Genomic DNA, 14,923 nt, shown 5'->3' with positions numbered 1-14,923 from the left:
TATCTACCGGGCCGTTGAACGCGACCAACGCAAGAAAACCGGCACAATCACTCCGTGACCTCTTCCTGCCACCACCGAAAGATGACGTGCGGCTCTCATCCGTTGCCCCACACTGCGAAAGCTTTGCGTCGGGCATTTCGCTTTTTCGCGAGCCCTATCCACGCCAGGATCGACACCGGGATGTCGTTAGCGTGAATTTCCGTACCGATCTTCCTCAGACCCCGACTTCAGGGAAAAAGAGTCTGAGGTCGTGCTCTATAAGCTGTCCCTCTACATTTATCCCGCGATGGTCTCGGCAATGCTGGTCAGACCGCTTGTGCAGGCAACCGTGGGCTCGGTGTACCGGGTTCCTTATTACTCAAAAAAGCTGATGGCGATCGGCTTTGCCTTCGGCGTGATCTCGCCTATGGGACATTTGGTGGAGCTATCGAACCGGCAGCTGGACTGGCTCACTGATTTGATTGTCTATCCGGCGATGCTGTTCGTGTTGGCAGGTGTGACATTGGGTTGGATCTCCACCACGCTGCACCGCCATAAAGTCCCCTTCTCCCCTCGTTTACACCACCAAAAGGTCTCCTAAACTCACCAGAACGCCGATGAGAGTTCCCGCCATGACTTGTGTGGGAGTGTGATGGCCGCTGCGGATTCTCGCCCATCCCACCAGAGCGATAATCACTACCGCGATCTGCGCTCCTGCAGGCAAGGCCAGCAGACAGTGCAGGGCTGCGAAGGTGGCCAGCGCCGCGTGGATGGAAAGCTTCCAAGCGAGGTTCACGATCCCGACGATGACCAATCCGGCAAGCATGAAAAGCACTTCGGCAATGATCTGGCCTGGCGCCGAAACCGCCAGCAGCACGGCGATTCCGCCAAGGATTGATATCAGGGTGATCAGCAGGATCGGCCAACGTTGCTGGCGTTGGGTGACGTGCACGTCGGTGACCTGTCCGCGCAGTCTCATCCAGATCAGCGCCGCCCAGGGAATCAGTCCGACGAAGAGCGTGGCCACCAAGGTTGGTGGCCACGCGACGTGGGCATGTCTTAGAGGAGTGCTCAGGAGTACGAGAGTGACTAGTGCAGGCGGTGAAGCAATGTTGCTGATGAATCTGGCGTATTTTTCCACCGCTTGAGCCTAGCAATCTGATCCCTCGGAACGATAATCTCATACGGGAGAGGGCTAGGAGCCCCCTGTGCCACTTTCACTACTGCTTCTCGCACTTCCTCGCAACGTTCCAATCACCTGATATACGCCAAGGCAGAAAGCCAGTGCCAGCACAAGATGAAGGGAAGACTCATTACTGGCCTTTAGCAACCACCCTTCCCATCCCTCAAGTTCTCCAGTAGCTATGCTTTGCATCGGGTTGCCTCGTTCAATAAACGCATAGCTGTACACGACAAGGGCCACGCTTGTGGAAAAGAAACCTATGGTCAAGGCAAGCTGATTGCTCGTCGGCAGACGCCGAGGCGCGTACCAAACAGCATAAGCCGCAAGCAGCCCAACCCCCATTACAGCAACTATCTGTAAGTACGGAACACTTGGATCTTGCACACCTACAAGTTCATTATTTAGGTTTAGAACCGCCCCTCCGCGCAACCCTATTGCTTGAGCGGTCAACACCCCAAGAGTGAGGACATAAATCAACGCTATCGCCACACCTGAAACAACAAATTTCACAGTCTTGGCGTAATTTTTAATCAACATCAGATCACTCCCTTTATTCCTAGGCGTCCTGATCTCATTTCACCCAGCAATCAAGCTTCGCGTCTCCACCGATTCCATGAAATGACCAGTAGCACTCACTTGACGCGTTTTCTTTCGCAACATGAACGATGTTGTTTATCAGCCCTGCCTCGGAAGTATTGGCGCTAACTACACGATAGCCAGGATGGGAGTAGTAAGTCTTGATCGTGTGCGTTCCGATGCCTAGCTGAACCGTGGAACTCCCGCCATACACCACTGCCCTGGGACCAGAATGCCTTCGAACGTTTTCTGGTGTACTAATGTTCTTTGCGTATTGGAAAGAAGCCGCATGGGCGGAAGTTACAGAAATCGACACTGCCACAAAGGCCATGATGGCGACTACAATTATGGCCAACCACCGCTTAGCTGACAATTCGATCGGCATCATTTGCCCTCACTGCTAGGACCATACTCGAGTGGAGTGAACTGGAAACTCTCACCGGATGAACGTTCGATTGTCTCGCCGGACAATTTGTCACTTGCTGCTGTATCGACAACAAGCAGGTCACTTTCTAGTTTTTTGGTCGCCTGACTAGACAACTTCACATCGCGATAGGCTCCGGTCTCGGCAATTTGCTCAGGACTAATATCCGATGGGAGTAAGTACGCTTCAATGATGTCCTCGGGAACTTCATACGATTGCCCAGTTGCCATGCCTATGCCTGATCTATGGAACCTCGGAAAATCCGCGCATGAAGAGGATGTTGACCAGCTGGTGTGGATCACAAGACACACATTGGATGGTTCGTCCTGCGCTACCCAATAGCTCGCTTTATCGTCTTCACCGAGGAACCGTGTCGAATCAGGATTCAAACCTCCTAACTCATCCAACACATCAAGGGGCAAACCTCTGTCTAATTCAGCCTGCGGCTCCGCCAACGCTGGGACTAGATCTTGGACCGCCATGTACGACTGGTCCGCTGCTGACACTGGCGCTGCTACTGCGACAAGGGCTAGAGCCATGACTCCCAACGCAGAAAATGCTTCTATCCTTCGCATTGCTCTCTCCTAACTTAGTACTTCACTTTGCAAGTTATCCTCAGTTGCCCAATATCTCCGGGCCTGTGAGGGAAATTCCAGAAGCACCTCTGATGCACGTCATATGCTCTTGTGAAGATCTGATTGATGGATGCTACGGTGGTAAAACTTATTAGCTCATATGGAGCAGGTCGGTAGGTTTCTTGCGACACAGAAGCTGATGCTCCGTCCGCGCTAAAAGGCTGCAAGTTCACTACGGCACCGTTTATTGATGCTCTATACCCACTGCTTCGAGTTTGTAATTTCGATATCAGGGTGTCGTTTGCGTATGTGTATTGAGCCGCCTGAGCGGATCCAGTGGCAATTGCTACCAGAACCGTGGCGACTAATGCCGTTAGAACTGCAGCCACTAGTGCTGTTCTAACTCTTTTTGGGAGTGCCCAATGCATCCTTGACCACCTTCGATAATTTGTCGTTTTGGGAATACCCTTTCCTTTTTCTGAAGATTCCCTGGCAGTCACGCTAGCATCTACAACATTTAAATCAAGGGTTGTATATAAAAACGAGATGCTGTACATGGTTTGAGAAATTATTAGACCACCCATAGGAAACCAAAGCCACGATCTCCAACCTTGGCGTCATCAGTAGTAAAATAGTCCTGGATACTGACCCTTCTATGCTTTCTGTCAATCCTTAGGCAGGGATTTTCACACTTTGTTCTTTAAGGAATGCCACGGGATTTATAATTTTCTTGCCGAGCCACACCTCAAAGTGGAGGTGATACCCGGTGGAGTTGCCATTGGTTCCGACTTTGCCAATGCGCTCCCCTGCTTCCATTTCGTCTCCGACGTTGGCGAGCACACCATTTTCGAACATATGCACGTAGAGTGTGCTGACCCGTTGCCCACCGATTTGTCCGTGGTCGATCTGAATCTGGCATGGGGATCGGCCAACCACCAGGTTGGAGCAGCTAGCCCGGATAACCTGGCCATCGGCTGCAGCATAGATCGGCGTGTCTTTCGGTGAGCTGAAGTCTTCACCTGCGTGCGGCCATTGACCCCGATTTTCACCATAGTTGTATTGGATTCTTGAAATGTTCTCCACGGGGAAGACCCATCCGGAATCGCTGGTGGGCCCATCATAGGGGTCGCCCGAGTCTGGTTTTCTGGTGTCGCCTCCGTCCTTGCATTGCGCGTAGGATTCGTCGTCTTCAGAGACTTCCACGGTGGCACCTTGCAGCGCGGCGTAGAGCAGTTCCGCGTCGGCACGCTGGCGCGCATAATTATCAGGCAGTCCCGACACTTGGACTTTTTCCGCGGCCAGCTCGTAAGGCAGCGATTCCCAGTCGGGCACCTTCTTCAGACGGCTGAAAAACGTGCCGGCTGCATAGGAAGGGTCCATGATCTGCTCAACGGTGCCCCATCCTGCACTCGGCCGTTGCTGCATGAGACTTAGCGCATCCCACGCGTGCCCGACTCCTTCATGAGGAAGATCCAGGGACTTCACCACAGTTTGACGTGCCTGTGCCCATTCGGGTTTCGTCATGATGCGGGAGCCTTCCTGGTACTCCCAGGACCCGTCGTTGGCGAGTATTTTCAGGGAGCTTTCTTGGATGGCGGTCATCAGGCCAATGATCGCGCCTTGCTGTTTGACTCCCGCTGTTTTTGCTTCGTTGATGATGATCGCAGCGTTGGTCAGTTGCTGTTTGTTGTTGGATCCAACGTCGGTGGTGGGCAGGTTTTTGACGTTGACTTCTTTCGGCACAGCCCCCTCTGGTGAACAGTCAGTTTCAATGTCGGCCTCGCTGCGGGGGCTGTCACCGAGGATAATAATTCCGCCAAAGACCAGCCCGAAGATCAGCATAGTAATCAAGCCCAAGACACCGAGGATTCCAGGGCGCTTCACGAAGGATCGCTCGTAATTTTCTCGACAATCCACTGTCCGTCTGCGCGGCTGAGCAGAAATTTCAACGAGTCAGCGTTTGTCTGCACGCTCACGGTGGCGATGGCCGGCGAGGAACCTTGAACCGGTTCTTGAACCTTCGCCACTTTCGTTGCCGTGATGTTGATGTTAGAGGTCTGTTGGAAAGTCTTCCGCGCGTTCTCTGAGAGGTAAGGCGCCAGTCCTTTGAACCACACGGCCTGCGAGAGATCCGGGCGGATTCTGACGGTCACGCGTGGGAGGAAAAAGCCGATCAGCGGACCGACGCAGAGAGCAATCACGACGGTGCCAACGCCAACCATGCCGCCCATGAACCACCCTGCAACCGCAACAGTGATTTCGATAGCCGTTCTGACCTTCCAGACCGGCTGACCCGAAATGCGCATCAAGCCCGTCATCAGTCCGTCTCGAGGGCCGGATCCAAACTGCGCGCCAAGATAGAGGGCGTCGAAGAAACTGTAGAGGATGATGCCGGTCGCGAAGTAGACGATCTGCATGGTGAGATTATCCGGAACGGGAAGTACGAGACCCATTGCGTCGGCAGCGAATCCAACGATGAAGACGTTCAGGAAAGTTCCCAGCCCCGGAAGCTCCTTGATTGGTATCCAAGCAAGCAACACCAGTACCGCAATGATATTGGTTGCCCACCCGAACGAGATGCTGAACGTATTTGCTACTCCTTCAGCTAAGACATTCCAGCTTGCTGCGCCTAGTCCGGACTGCACAAGGAGCATTACTGAAGCGCCATAGCCGGCCAGCCCCAAGAGCAGTTGCGGAATTCTGCGCAGCTTCCTGCCAGCTGAGAACTGCTGAAATGCATTCATCCGTACAAGGGTGGCAGGATTGTCACTTGCACTTTTCTTCTTCACAAAAACTACTTTCGATTAAAAACACTGCTCTAGCGGGGCTGAGAATTGAACCACCGTGGTTTGTCGGCTGAATCAGTGTGAGCGAGGAGCGTTGCAGTCCAAATCGCGGAGATCTGATCATTCCGAACTCACTACACCGACTGACTAACCATCGCTGACCTGATGTTATGCCCAAGTGGTTCGCATGACAAAACGTTAGGCCATACGTGGATAGACAGGTTTCAGGGTTCAGAGGGTCTGTGCGGCCCTCTCGCCGCCGAGTATCCGCGCATACCAGCACGTGCTCGCAGGCGGCGCTCCGGAGCGCCTCACAGGCCACTAAGCGGGTTGGCTGCCTCGTATGCGCGTGGTTCCAGTACTGCGGGCCTGGGGAAGCGGTCCAATGCTTGGGCGAGACGCTTCACGACAGCCGATGTGCTCAATGATCAGTTGGGAACGCCGCCACGTTCAACTGAATGCCCGGAGATGGTGGAGCTGCCCGCGAGGAAAGCCGGTTGCGGGGGAGCAGAGCGCAGCAATGCGCTGTTAAACCTAGAAGAGGGACACACCAACTGGTGTGCCCCTCTTCTTGTGACTAATGCGAGTCGAGCTTACTTCTCGATCGAGTCTTGCTTTTCACCCTCAACCTCATGGTGGCCGTGGGCTGCGTGTGCAGCTTCAAGCTCCGCTGGGGTAACTGGGGCAACACGATCTTCGAAGAAGAACTTCGAGATCGCCGCACGGCGCTTCTCCGAACCGGAGACGTGCCCTGCTGCATCCGGCTGTGCCGGAATGTACTTGTTGTCGTTGAAGTTGGTGAGGAGGTAACGCTTGTACACGTCGACTTCCTCGTGCTTCTCCGAGAAGCCACCCTCAGGGGACATCTGGATAATGCCAGCTTCACGACCGTGCAGTACGATCTCACGATCCTTGCGCTGCAGCGACAAGCAGATACGACGCGTCAACCAGAAGGCGAAGATTGGGCCCAGGAAGAACAGCGTACGCAACCAGTAGGTGACGTCATTCAGCGATATGTGGAAGTGAGTTGCGATCAAGTCAGACGAGGCAGCTGCCCACATCACGCAGTAGAAGACCACGCCAGCGGCACCCACCGCGGTACGGAATGGAGCGTTGCGCGGGCGGTCCAACAGGTGGTGCTCGCGGTTGTCCTTGGTGATCCAACGTTCGATCCATGGCCAGGCGAACATCACTGCGAACAGTGCGCCGGCAGGAACCAATGCAGGAAGCAGAACACTCAAGATCAAAGTGTTGTCGCCCCAAGGGAATGGAATAACCCATTCCAAGCTGAAGTTACCGAGGTAACCAGGCATCAAACGCAAGGCGCCATCGACGAAGCCGATGTACCAGTCGGGCTGGGTACCAGCAGAAACCGGCGATGGGTCATACGGACCGTAGTTCCAGACCGGGTTGATCTGGAAGAGCGCCGAAATGAATGCCACGATACCGAAGACGATGAAGAAGAAGCCACCGGCCTTCGCTGCGTATACCGGACCAACTGGGAAGCCAACAACGTTGTCGTTGGTGCGGCCTGGGCCAGGATACTGGGTGTGCTTGTGGGTCACAACCATGAACAGGTGGATCACCAGGAGCAAGATGATCACCGCAGGCACGATCATGATGTGCAGCGAGTACAAGCGGGGAATGACGTGCAAGCCCGGGAACTCTCCACCGAAGAAGAACATCGACAGGTAGGTACCAACGATAGGCAGTGCCTTCATCACACCATCGATAATGCGCAGACCGTTGCCGGAAAGCAGATCATCTGGGAGGGAGTAGCCGGTGAAACCAGCTGCAAGACCCATGATCAGCAGCACGCCGCCGACAACCCAGTTCAATTCACGTGGGCGACGGAAGGCGCCGGTGAAGAATACGCGCAGCATGTGCACGGACAGGGAAGCTACGAAGAGCAGTGCGGACCAGTGGTGAACCTGGCGCATGAACAAGCCGCCGCGAACATCAAAGGAGATGTCCAGGGTGGAAGCCATGGCGGTCGACATTCCAATGCCCTTCAGCGGCACGTACGAACCGTTGTAGGTCACGTGCGTCATCGAAGGATCGAAGAAGAAGGTTAGGAACGTGCCGGAGAGCAGCAACAGTACGAAGGTGTACAGCGCCACTTCACCAAACATGAAGGACCAGTGGTCAGGGAAGATCTTGCGACCGAATTCCTTGACCATGCCCGAAGCGCCAACGCGGGAATCGACGAAGTTCGCGATCCGTCCGGTAGCGGTCGAGGGGGTGTATTCATTAGTCGATGCCATGATTAACCACGCTCCCAGTAGCTCGGGCCAACAGGTTCGTGGAAGTCGCTCTGGGCTACCAGGTAGCCGTCAGCGTCCACGGTGATAGGCAGCTGCGGAAGTGGGTGTCCAGCCGGGCCGAAGACTACCTTGCACTCGTTGGCAAGGTCGAAGGTCGACTGGTGGCAGGGGCACAGCAGGTGGTGGGTGTGCTGCTCGTACAATGCGATCGGGCAACCCACGTGGGTGCAGATCTTCGAGTAGGCAACAATGCCATCCACATGCCAGTCTTCGCGGCCCTCGGAGATGTTCATCTCCTGTGGGTCCATGCGCATGAGCAGCACAACGGCCTTGGCCTTTTCGTTCAGCATGTTCTCCGCTTCGTCCAGACCCTCTGGGATCACGTGGAAAGCGGAGCCAAGCTGCACATCCGAGGCCTTGATCGGGGTACCCGATGGATCGCGAGTCAAACGAACGCCGGTGTCCCACAGGGTGTGACGCATGGAATCGATCATCTCGTGCGCGGTCTTACCGGTACGGTCCAGGTCGCGGAACATGAAGATTGCTGGGATCGGAGCCAAGGCAATGGCACCGATCAAGGTGTTGCGGATCAGCGGACGGCGCTTGATACCACTCTCATCGATAACCGTGTCGATGATATCGACTGCATCCTGGCGATCTGCTTCGGAGCTGATCTCGTGACGTGATTCAACGAGTTCGTGGTCCGGCATCAGAGTCTTGGCCCAGTGAACAATACCCACACCGATACCGAGCATCGCGAATGCGGTGCCCAGGCCCAGTGCAGCGTTCTGCACACGCAGTTCAGCGAAGGTCATTTCACCCAGGTGGCCCAGGACGAAGTAAGCCACGAAGAAGAACAGCGTGCCAATGATGGAGATGGTAAATAGCAGCGCAACTTGGCGCTCGTGTCGCTTGGCTGCGCGCGGATCGCGATCTGCGAGACGCGGACGATGTGGGGGGAGTCCTGGATCGGTAAACCGGTCCTGAGCTACATCGTCAGCCTTAGCAACGGTGCCCGATTCTTCGGGACTGCCGTGACTATGGTCGCCCATGTTTCTCTCTCATCCTTCTGTTAGGAATATATGTACGTAGTGATGTTTGCGGTTTTCACCGCGAAAGCCTTAGGAAGGACGCGAGGTCAACCAAATGGTGAAGGCGATAATGATGCCCAAACCGGCGGTCCATACGAAGAGGCCTTCAGCCACTGGACCCAGGGATCCAAGTGCAGCGCCACCGGCAGAACCATTAGCTTCGATGGTCTTCAGGAAGGTGACAACGTCACGCTTCTCGTCCGGGGTGATGTTCGAGTCGTTGAACACTGGCATGTTCTGCGGACCGGTAGCCATCGCTTCGTAAATGTGCTTCTCTGAGACGCCGGCCAGCGTCGGTGCGAACTTGCCGCGGGTCAACGCGCCACCTGCTGCGGCGGCGTTGTGGCACATTGCGCAGTTCACGCGGAATACGGTGCCACCGTGGGCTGCGTCGCCCTTGGTGGTGTCCAGATATTCTTCGTCCGGAATTGCTGGACCTGCGCCGAGGCTCGCAACATAGGCCGACATCTGCGAGATCTGGTCTTCGTCAAACTGAACTGGCTTAACCTGGGCCTGCGGGCCCTGCATCTGCATTGGCATACGGCCGGTGCCTACCTGGAAGTCAACCGCTGCGGCGCCGACGCCGATCAGCGAGGGGCCTTCCTCGGAGCCTTCGGCGTTCATGCCGTGGCAGGTGGCGCAGTTGGCTACGAAAAGCTTCTGGCCTTCCTCTACATCGGCTGCCGATGCAGAAGTGGTTTCCGCTGCCTTCGCTTCGCTTACGCTACCGGCTGCAGTGTAGAGACTGCCGGTGACCAGCAATCCGAACAACAGCAGGGCCACAGCGGCGAGCGGGTGGCGGCGCTTTTTCGAAAGAGCCTTCACTTGCTGGTTCCTCACTTAGTTTCTTGGTGTGGTGTTGCCATACTTCTGTGGAGGCAACCGATGGATATTAGTTGCCTACTGCAAGAAGTAGATGATCGCAAAGAGCGCGATCCACACAACGTCAACGAAGTGCCAGTAGTAAGACACAACGATGGCGCCGGTCGCTTCAAAGTGACCAAACTTCTTAGCTAGCATTCCTCGACCAATAATTAGCAAGAATGCTATTAGGCCGCCGAGCACGTGAATGCCGTGGAAGCCAGTGGTGATGTAGAACGAGGAAGCGTACGAGTTCGAGTTCAGCGCTACGCCTTCGCTAACCAGCACGGCGTATTCGTAAGCCTGAACAGAGACGAAGATCGCGCCGAGAATGAAGGTCAGGATGAACCATTCGATCATTCCCCATTCCTTGAACTTGAAAAGTCCGCCGGAACGGCGAGGCTTGAATTCTTCGGCTTTGAAAACGCCAATCTGGCACGAGAACGAGCTGGACACCAGAATCAAGGTGTTAATCAGCGCGAACGGTACGTTCAGCTTTGAAGTTTCGGTCGCCCAAAGCTCGGGCGCGGCAGCCCGGAGGCTGAAGTACATGGCGAAGAGGGCGGCGAAGAACATGAGCTCGCTGGAGAGCCACACCATCGTTCCCACCGACACCATGTTTGGGCGGTTCGGCGCATGTGGCGCCGTCGTATTTGGGGCATGAGTCGCAGTTGTCACACTGTCATTATGTCTCTAAACAGGCCTCAGATACCAATGCAAACCATGGTTGAATGAGGTTTTCTACGACACACTTAGAGAACAACCGCGGAAACACGCGGAAGTAGCCGAGAAACTCTTTCTACAATTCGTAGAGCTTGATCCGGCGCGCCGCACGAAACAATCGTTTATGAAACACAAACATGCCCTAATTAGGGGCATTTTCGGCGATAAGTTCGATGTCTTGCGGCACATCACGCAACGACACGAAGTAGCAGCGGGGGAGCAGCATCGATAGGCTTACATACGTGTCAACGAGCCTTGCAAACGAAAAGTTCCCAACGTGGCCAGATCTTTTGGCTTCCCTGATTAGCGGCGAGCACCTAAGCCGCGAACAAGCGGCCTGGGCGATGAACGAAATCATGACCGGAGAAGCTAGCGATGTCCAGATCGCCGGCTTCCTTGTTGCGCTCCGCGCCAAGGGGGAGACCGTGGCGGAATTGACCGGCCTGGTCGACTCCATGGTGGCCAACGCGCGCGAGCTGACCATCGACGCACAAACGCTAGACATTGTTGGCACCGGTGGCGATCGCCAGAACACGGTGAACATCTCGACCATGTCTACCTTGGTGTGCGCCGGCGCCGGGGTGAAGATCGTAAAGCACGGCAATCGCGCTTCCTCTTCCTCTTCGGGTTCTGCCGATGTGCTCGAGGCGCTCGACGTGCATCTCGACGTGCCGATCGAACGCCTGGTAGACGTTTATGACGAGGTGGGCATCGCATTCTGCTTTGCCAATATTTTCCACCCTTCGATGCGCCATGTTGCTGGTGCGCGTCGCGGGCTGCGGGTGCCTACCGCCTTCAACTTCATGGGACCGCTGACCAACCCGGCGCTTCCCAGCGCTTCGGCCATCGGCTGCTCGGACTTGCGCATGGCACCGATCATGGCAGGCGTTCTCGCCAGCCGAGGGGTGCGCGGATTGGTCTTCCGCGGCGATGATGGCCTGGATGAGCTCACCACCACCGCCCCCAATATGGTGTGGGAGGTACGCGAGGGCAAGGTGGAAGAGTTCGCTTTTGACGCACGAGACCTCGGCATTGCGCGCGCGACGCTGGATGACCTGCGCGGGGCAGATGCCGCCTATAACGCGGGAGTGGTCCGCGATATCGTCTCCGGTGCAACCGGTCCGGTGCGAGATGCCGTGGTGCTGAACTCCGCGGCGGGCATGGTCGCCTTTGCGCAGGATGCCCAGGGTAGTTTTCCGGACCGGATGCGCGCGGCGATGCTCCGCGCGGAGCATTCCATCGATTCGGGCGCCGCTGCGAAGGCATTGAATACCTGGTCGGCAACAACTTCCAGGATCGTCGGAAAGTAGCAATTTCGTACAAAAAAAGGAGCTTGTCCCGGATGCCTAGCAATCCGGGACAAGCTCCCTTTCTTGTGTCAACAGATTCCTAGTCGTCTAGACCCAGCGAGAAGGCCGCTTCTAGATCGTGTGCCGAGTAGGCACGGAAGGCAATATGCGTCTGGGTCTGGCGGATGCCCGGGATCTTCGACAGTCGATTAGCAATAACCTCGGCCAAGTCCTCGTGCTTGTGGACGCGTGCCACAGCGATGAGATCCCAGTCGCCGGCGACGGAATACACCTCGCTAATTCCTTCGATTTCCGAGATCTGCTTCGCCGACTCAGGAATACTGTCGGTTGCCGTCTGAATCATGACGAATGCGGTAACCATGAAAACCTCTCAACGTTAGAAAATTCCCCGCTTTTGGGGATTGCTTCATAAAATAACTCTAGTGCACTGCGCAGAGGACTCCCACGTGTGAGTCGAGGTATAACCAGGCATTAAACAATCTTTAACTTTTGTAAAAAACAATACAAGGGATTAGGATTGTAGATATGATCGTATTAACTATCGACCAGCGTCGTTCGCGTCAAGGCGAGGACAAGGTTGAAGCGCTAATAGAGCAGGCCAACTCCACGGTCTCGCACATTAGGCCGTTCCAGCGCACGGCGGGCGATGAGGTCCAGGCCGTCTTCGATGACGCAATGGAAGCAATCCATCTCGCCGTCATGATGGCCGCTTCGGGAGATTGGAGCGTTGGCCTGGGTTTTGGCCAAGTAGAGCTCCCACTGCCCAAAGAGACCCGTGCCGGCAGGGGACCGGCGTTCGTATTCGCCAGAGATGCGGTGGAACGAGCCAAGAATACGAACGCACACGTAGCCGTCGAAGGACCCACGGAAGAAGCGACTCGACTGGAAGCAGAACTCCAGCTCACCGCTTGCATCATTTCCAAGCGACGCGCTACGGCCTGGGAAGCCGGAACGCTAGCCGATCAAGGGCTGACCCAACAACAAATTGCGGCGCGCCTGGGCATCACCCAGCAGGCGGTCTCATCTAGGCTTTCAGCAGCACTATGGTTCGAAGCGAACCGCATGATGGAGGAAGCCACCAAGTCTTTGTCCAAGCAACTGCGACAGATAGGGGAGTGAGTATGCTTTGGGTTGCCTGGTCCGTACTTGTATTTGCCGTAGTGATCGCGGTGGCCGCCAGCTTCCTCGGCGGGGCGCAGGGCGCTAGGGCGAAGTTCCGCAACGTACTCACGGTCATTGCGGCAACGGCTGCCGTAGTGACTTTAATCCTGGGACTTGCCGCCCGGCTCGACGAAGGCCCGGTTGCCGTTCCCGAAGTGTTGATCATTGCGGTCAGTGTGCTTTTTGCCGTGAGTTTTGGCGGGCCACTCACCGAATTAATTTTCCAGTTGGCTTCACGCCAGGACCAGGTGGAAGAAAGCCCAAAGTCCGATCCCTCGCCACTGCGTGGTGGCTTGTGGATCGGACTGCTGGAGCGTTCTGCGGTGGTTGCGACGCTCTGGGCACATTGGCCGGAAGGCATCGCGGTCGTACTTGCGGTTAAGGGCCTTGGCCGCTTCTCCGAACTGAAAAACCATCAGGCAGCCGAGCAGTTCATCTTGGGAACGTTTTCAAGTTGCCTAGTAGCCGCCGCTGGCTATGGCCTAGGCATGCTACTTCTTCACTGAGCGACGAGCCACGAGCTTGCAGACGAGACGTCGCCCCATCAAGAAGAGGCCAAGCACCAGAACCGTCACGATGATAAACGGCAGGGCGGCTGTCGAATTCATCGCCACCCGCAAGGCAAGTCCAAGAGCCACGGTGCCGAGCCAGACGAGAACACCGGTTGGCCATAGTCGGTTGATGGTCACCCACGGCCGGGAAATCAACGTCATGATCAGGTAGGCGATCAGGAATGGCAGGGCCGTGAACAATATTCCACTGATTGACAGCGCGTGCTCATGTTCACGGCGCCCCAGAAGCGCAAATAGGACAATGAGCACTACATCGACGCCGGCCCACAACGGCCATTTGCGAATATTTTCAGACATGATTCCATCTTAGGCAATGGCCCGAACGGCTTCTGTTCCGATCGGCATCGAGCCCAGTCGCCTTCGCCACAAAAGCACCTCGCTGCTGGCGGGCTCCGCAGATCGTTAGACTGAGAGGCATGAGAAGCTGGCCTGGTGAAGTCTGGATGGAACGACACCAGATTATTCTCTATTTAGCTGCGATACTCGGCGGCTGCCTGCTCGGACTGTGGTTGCCCGCAGGCAAACCAGTTCTGGAATTCACGATCAATCCACTGATTGGGCTCTTGCTTTATGCCACGTTCTTAGCATTGCCGCTAGGGAAACTCGGCGATGCGTTCAAAGACCTGAAGTTTCTCGGTGCGCTGGTACTCGTGAACTTCCTTTTGGTTCCCGTCGTTGTCTTTGGCCTATCTCGCTTCGTGCAAAACGATCAGGCACTCTTGGTTGGCGTCCTGCTGGTGCTCTTGGCTCCCTGCGTGGACTATGTCATTGTGTTCACGAACATTGCCGGGGGAGCGGGTCATCGGCTGCTGGCCGCAACACCGTTGCTGATGGTTTTGCAGATGCTGTTGATACCAACGTTTATCTTCCTGATAATGGGCCCACAGGCAGTGGAACTGTTCGCGCCGGGAAAATTTCTTGGCGCCTTTCTGGGGCTCATCGTTCTCCCTCTGGTTGCGGCAACGCTGACCAGGTTTATAGCCCAACGAGCTCCCCAAGCCGGTACCGTCATCTCGGCCGCCCAGTGGTTAATGGTGCCTCTCATGATTGCGACTCTTGCCGCGGTCGTAGGATCGCAGATCGCCTTCGTAGCGAATGAACTGCAGCAGGTGATTCGTGTCTTGCCGATATTTGCGGCTTTCGCAATCATCATGGCTGCCGTCGGAACGCTTGTCGCCAAATTATCGACTTCCGATATTGCTGCGGGCCGCGCATTGATTTTCAGCGGAATCACCCGAAACTCGTTGGTAGTTTTGCCCTTGGCTCTGGCATTGCCGGCACAATACGATCTGGCACCCACGGTTGTGGTCACCCAGACGCTGGTAGAACTGCTGTGCATGCTGATACTCATGCGTTTGGTTCCGAAAATTCTCCGGGAGCCAAATCCCGTCCGGAATTAGGCGAGCATTCGACACCAC

General features: G+C 55.7%; 16 protein-coding genes. 5 read left to right on the top strand and 11 right to left on the bottom strand.

What is annotated here, in order from left to right:
• Positions 1–250 precede the first annotated feature (250 nt).
• Positions 251–580 (top strand): hypothetical protein, encoded by a 330-nt coding sequence (locus ACT3UQ_RS08100; RefSeq protein ID WP_096284499.1) that lies wholly within the window; start codon positions 251–253, stop codon positions 578–580.
• Here ACT3UQ_RS08100 and ACT3UQ_RS08095 read toward each other — a convergent pair.
• From ACT3UQ_RS08095 to ctaE, 9 genes are all read right to left on the bottom strand, one after another.
• The gene (locus ACT3UQ_RS08095; RefSeq protein ID WP_141393495.1) at positions 557–1,120 is read right to left on the bottom strand and encodes a phosphatase PAP2 family protein; all 564 of its coding nucleotides are present in this window, start codon (positions 1,118–1,120) and stop codon (positions 557–559) included. The two genes, ACT3UQ_RS08100 and ACT3UQ_RS08095, sit on opposite strands and share 24 nt — an antisense overlap.
• A 54-nt stretch (positions 1,121–1,174) precedes the next feature.
• On the bottom strand, positions 1,175–1,699 hold the full coding sequence (locus ACT3UQ_RS08090; protein WP_096284495.1) for a hypothetical protein: 525 nt from the start codon (positions 1,697–1,699) through the stop codon (positions 1,175–1,177).
• Between the two features lie 423 nt (positions 1,700–2,122).
• On the bottom strand, positions 2,123–2,737 hold the full coding sequence (locus ACT3UQ_RS08085) for a hypothetical protein (protein ID WP_096284493.1): 615 nt from the start codon (positions 2,735–2,737) through the stop codon (positions 2,123–2,125).
• A 672-nt stretch (positions 2,738–3,409) separates the two neighbouring features.
• Positions 3,410–4,579: a M23 family metallopeptidase gene (locus ACT3UQ_RS08080; protein WP_444636893.1), complete on the bottom strand. Its 1,170-nt coding sequence runs from the start codon at positions 4,577–4,579 to the stop codon at positions 3,410–3,412.
• A gap of 38 nt (positions 4,580–4,617) precedes the next feature.
• Positions 4,618–5,526, bottom strand: a complete 909-nt coding sequence (gene yczE / locus ACT3UQ_RS08075) for a membrane protein YczE (RefSeq protein WP_219843893.1) — start codon at positions 5,524–5,526, stop codon at positions 4,618–4,620.
• Between the two features lie 590 nt (positions 5,527–6,116).
• Positions 6,117–7,787 (bottom strand): cytochrome bc1 complex cytochrome b subunit, encoded by a 1,671-nt coding sequence (gene qcrB, locus ACT3UQ_RS08070; RefSeq protein WP_444636892.1) that lies wholly within the window; start codon positions 7,785–7,787, stop codon positions 6,117–6,119.
• Positions 7,788–7,789: 2 nt separating this feature from the next.
• The gene (qcrA, locus tag ACT3UQ_RS08065; RefSeq protein ID WP_444636891.1) at positions 7,790–8,839 is read right to left on the bottom strand and encodes a cytochrome bc1 complex Rieske iron-sulfur subunit; all 1,050 of its coding nucleotides are present in this window, start codon (positions 8,837–8,839) and stop codon (positions 7,790–7,792) included.
• Between the two features lie 69 nt (positions 8,840–8,908).
• The gene (gene qcrC / locus ACT3UQ_RS08060; RefSeq protein WP_096284485.1) at positions 8,909–9,703 is read right to left on the bottom strand and encodes a cytochrome bc1 complex diheme cytochrome c subunit; all 795 of its coding nucleotides are present in this window, start codon (positions 9,701–9,703) and stop codon (positions 8,909–8,911) included.
• A gap of 75 nt (positions 9,704–9,778) precedes the next feature.
• Complete coding sequence (gene ctaE, locus ACT3UQ_RS08055) at positions 9,779–10,417, bottom strand: aa3-type cytochrome oxidase subunit III (protein ID WP_181150320.1); 639 nt, start codon at positions 10,415–10,417, stop codon at positions 9,779–9,781.
• 287 nt (positions 10,418–10,704) lie between these two features.
• Here ctaE and trpD point away from each other — a divergent pair, with 287 nt between their 5' ends.
• On the top strand, positions 10,705–11,772 hold the full coding sequence (gene trpD / locus ACT3UQ_RS08050; RefSeq protein WP_444636890.1) for an anthranilate phosphoribosyltransferase: 1,068 nt from the start codon (positions 10,705–10,707) through the stop codon (positions 11,770–11,772).
• 79 nt (positions 11,773–11,851) lie between these two features.
• Here trpD and ACT3UQ_RS08045 read toward each other — a convergent pair whose 3' ends face one another.
• The gene (locus ACT3UQ_RS08045; protein WP_096284479.1) at positions 11,852–12,133 is read right to left on the bottom strand and encodes an Lrp/AsnC family transcriptional regulator; all 282 of its coding nucleotides are present in this window, start codon (positions 12,131–12,133) and stop codon (positions 11,852–11,854) included.
• A gap of 164 nt (positions 12,134–12,297) precedes the next feature.
• Between ACT3UQ_RS08045 and ACT3UQ_RS08040 the strand changes: the two genes are divergently transcribed.
• Together ACT3UQ_RS08040 and ACT3UQ_RS08035 are read left to right on the top strand one after the other, a co-directional pair.
• Positions 12,298–12,891 carry a sigma factor-like helix-turn-helix DNA-binding protein gene (locus ACT3UQ_RS08040; RefSeq protein WP_096284476.1) on the top strand — a complete coding sequence of 198 codons (594 nt, stop codon included), beginning with the start codon at positions 12,298–12,300 and terminating at the stop codon, positions 12,889–12,891.
• Positions 12,892–12,893: 2 nt separating this feature from the next.
• Positions 12,894–13,439, top strand: a complete 546-nt coding sequence (locus ACT3UQ_RS08035; RefSeq protein ID WP_105649125.1) for a hypothetical protein — start codon at positions 12,894–12,896, stop codon at positions 13,437–13,439.
• Here the strand turns inward: ACT3UQ_RS08035 and ACT3UQ_RS08030 are convergent.
• The gene (locus tag ACT3UQ_RS08030; RefSeq protein ID WP_444636889.1) at positions 13,425–13,802 is read right to left on the bottom strand and encodes a DUF3054 domain-containing protein; all 378 of its coding nucleotides are present in this window, start codon (positions 13,800–13,802) and stop codon (positions 13,425–13,427) included. The genes ACT3UQ_RS08035 and ACT3UQ_RS08030 overlap by 15 nt on opposite strands.
• Positions 13,803–13,921: 119 nt before the next feature.
• Here ACT3UQ_RS08030 and ACT3UQ_RS08025 point away from each other — a divergent pair, with 119 nt between their 5' ends.
• Positions 13,922–14,905, top strand: coding sequence for an arsenic resistance protein (locus ACT3UQ_RS08025; protein ID WP_444636888.1), 984 nt, complete (start codon positions 13,922–13,924; stop codon positions 14,903–14,905).
• Positions 14,906–14,923: the final 18 nt, after the last annotated feature.

It is taken from the genome of Glutamicibacter sp. AOP12-B1-11 (assembly GCF_052379245.1).
Classification (GTDB): domain Bacteria; phylum Actinomycetota; class Actinomycetes; order Actinomycetales; family Micrococcaceae; genus Glutamicibacter.
This window is presented reverse-complemented; position numbering and strand designations above follow the sequence as displayed.

Bases quoted from the DNA above. Each gene is read 5' to 3' on its own strand.
- ACT3UQ_RS08090 (WP_096284495.1), bottom strand. From the start codon at position 1,699: ATGTTGATTAAAAATTACGCCAAGACTGTGAAATTTGTTGTTTCAGGT.
- ACT3UQ_RS08085 (WP_096284493.1), bottom strand. From the start codon at position 2,737: ATGCGAAGGATAGAAGCATTTTCTGCGTTGGGAGTCATGGCTCTAGCC.
- ACT3UQ_RS08080 (WP_444636893.1), bottom strand. From the start codon at position 4,579: ATGCTGATCTTCGGGCTGGTCTTTGGCGGAATTATTATCCTCGGTGAC.
- qcrB (WP_444636892.1), bottom strand. From the start codon at position 7,787: ATGGCATCGACTAATGAATACACCCCCTCGACCGCTACCGGACGGATC.
- qcrA (WP_444636891.1), bottom strand. From the start codon at position 8,839: ATGGGCGACCATAGTCACGGCAGTCCCGAAGAATCGGGCACCGTTGCT.
- ACT3UQ_RS08045 (WP_096284479.1), bottom strand. From the start codon at position 12,133: ATGGTTACCGCATTCGTCATGATTCAGACGGCAACCGACAGTATTCCT.
- ACT3UQ_RS08040 (WP_096284476.1), top strand. From the start codon at position 12,298: ATGATCGTATTAACTATCGACCAGCGTCGTTCGCGTCAAGGCGAGGAC.
- ACT3UQ_RS08035 (WP_105649125.1), top strand. From the start codon at position 12,894: ATGCTTTGGGTTGCCTGGTCCGTACTTGTATTTGCCGTAGTGATCGCG.
- ACT3UQ_RS08030 (WP_444636889.1), bottom strand. From the start codon at position 13,802: ATGTCTGAAAATATTCGCAAATGGCCGTTGTGGGCCGGCGTCGATGTA.
- ACT3UQ_RS08025 (WP_444636888.1), top strand. From the start codon at position 13,922: ATGAGAAGCTGGCCTGGTGAAGTCTGGATGGAACGACACCAGATTATT.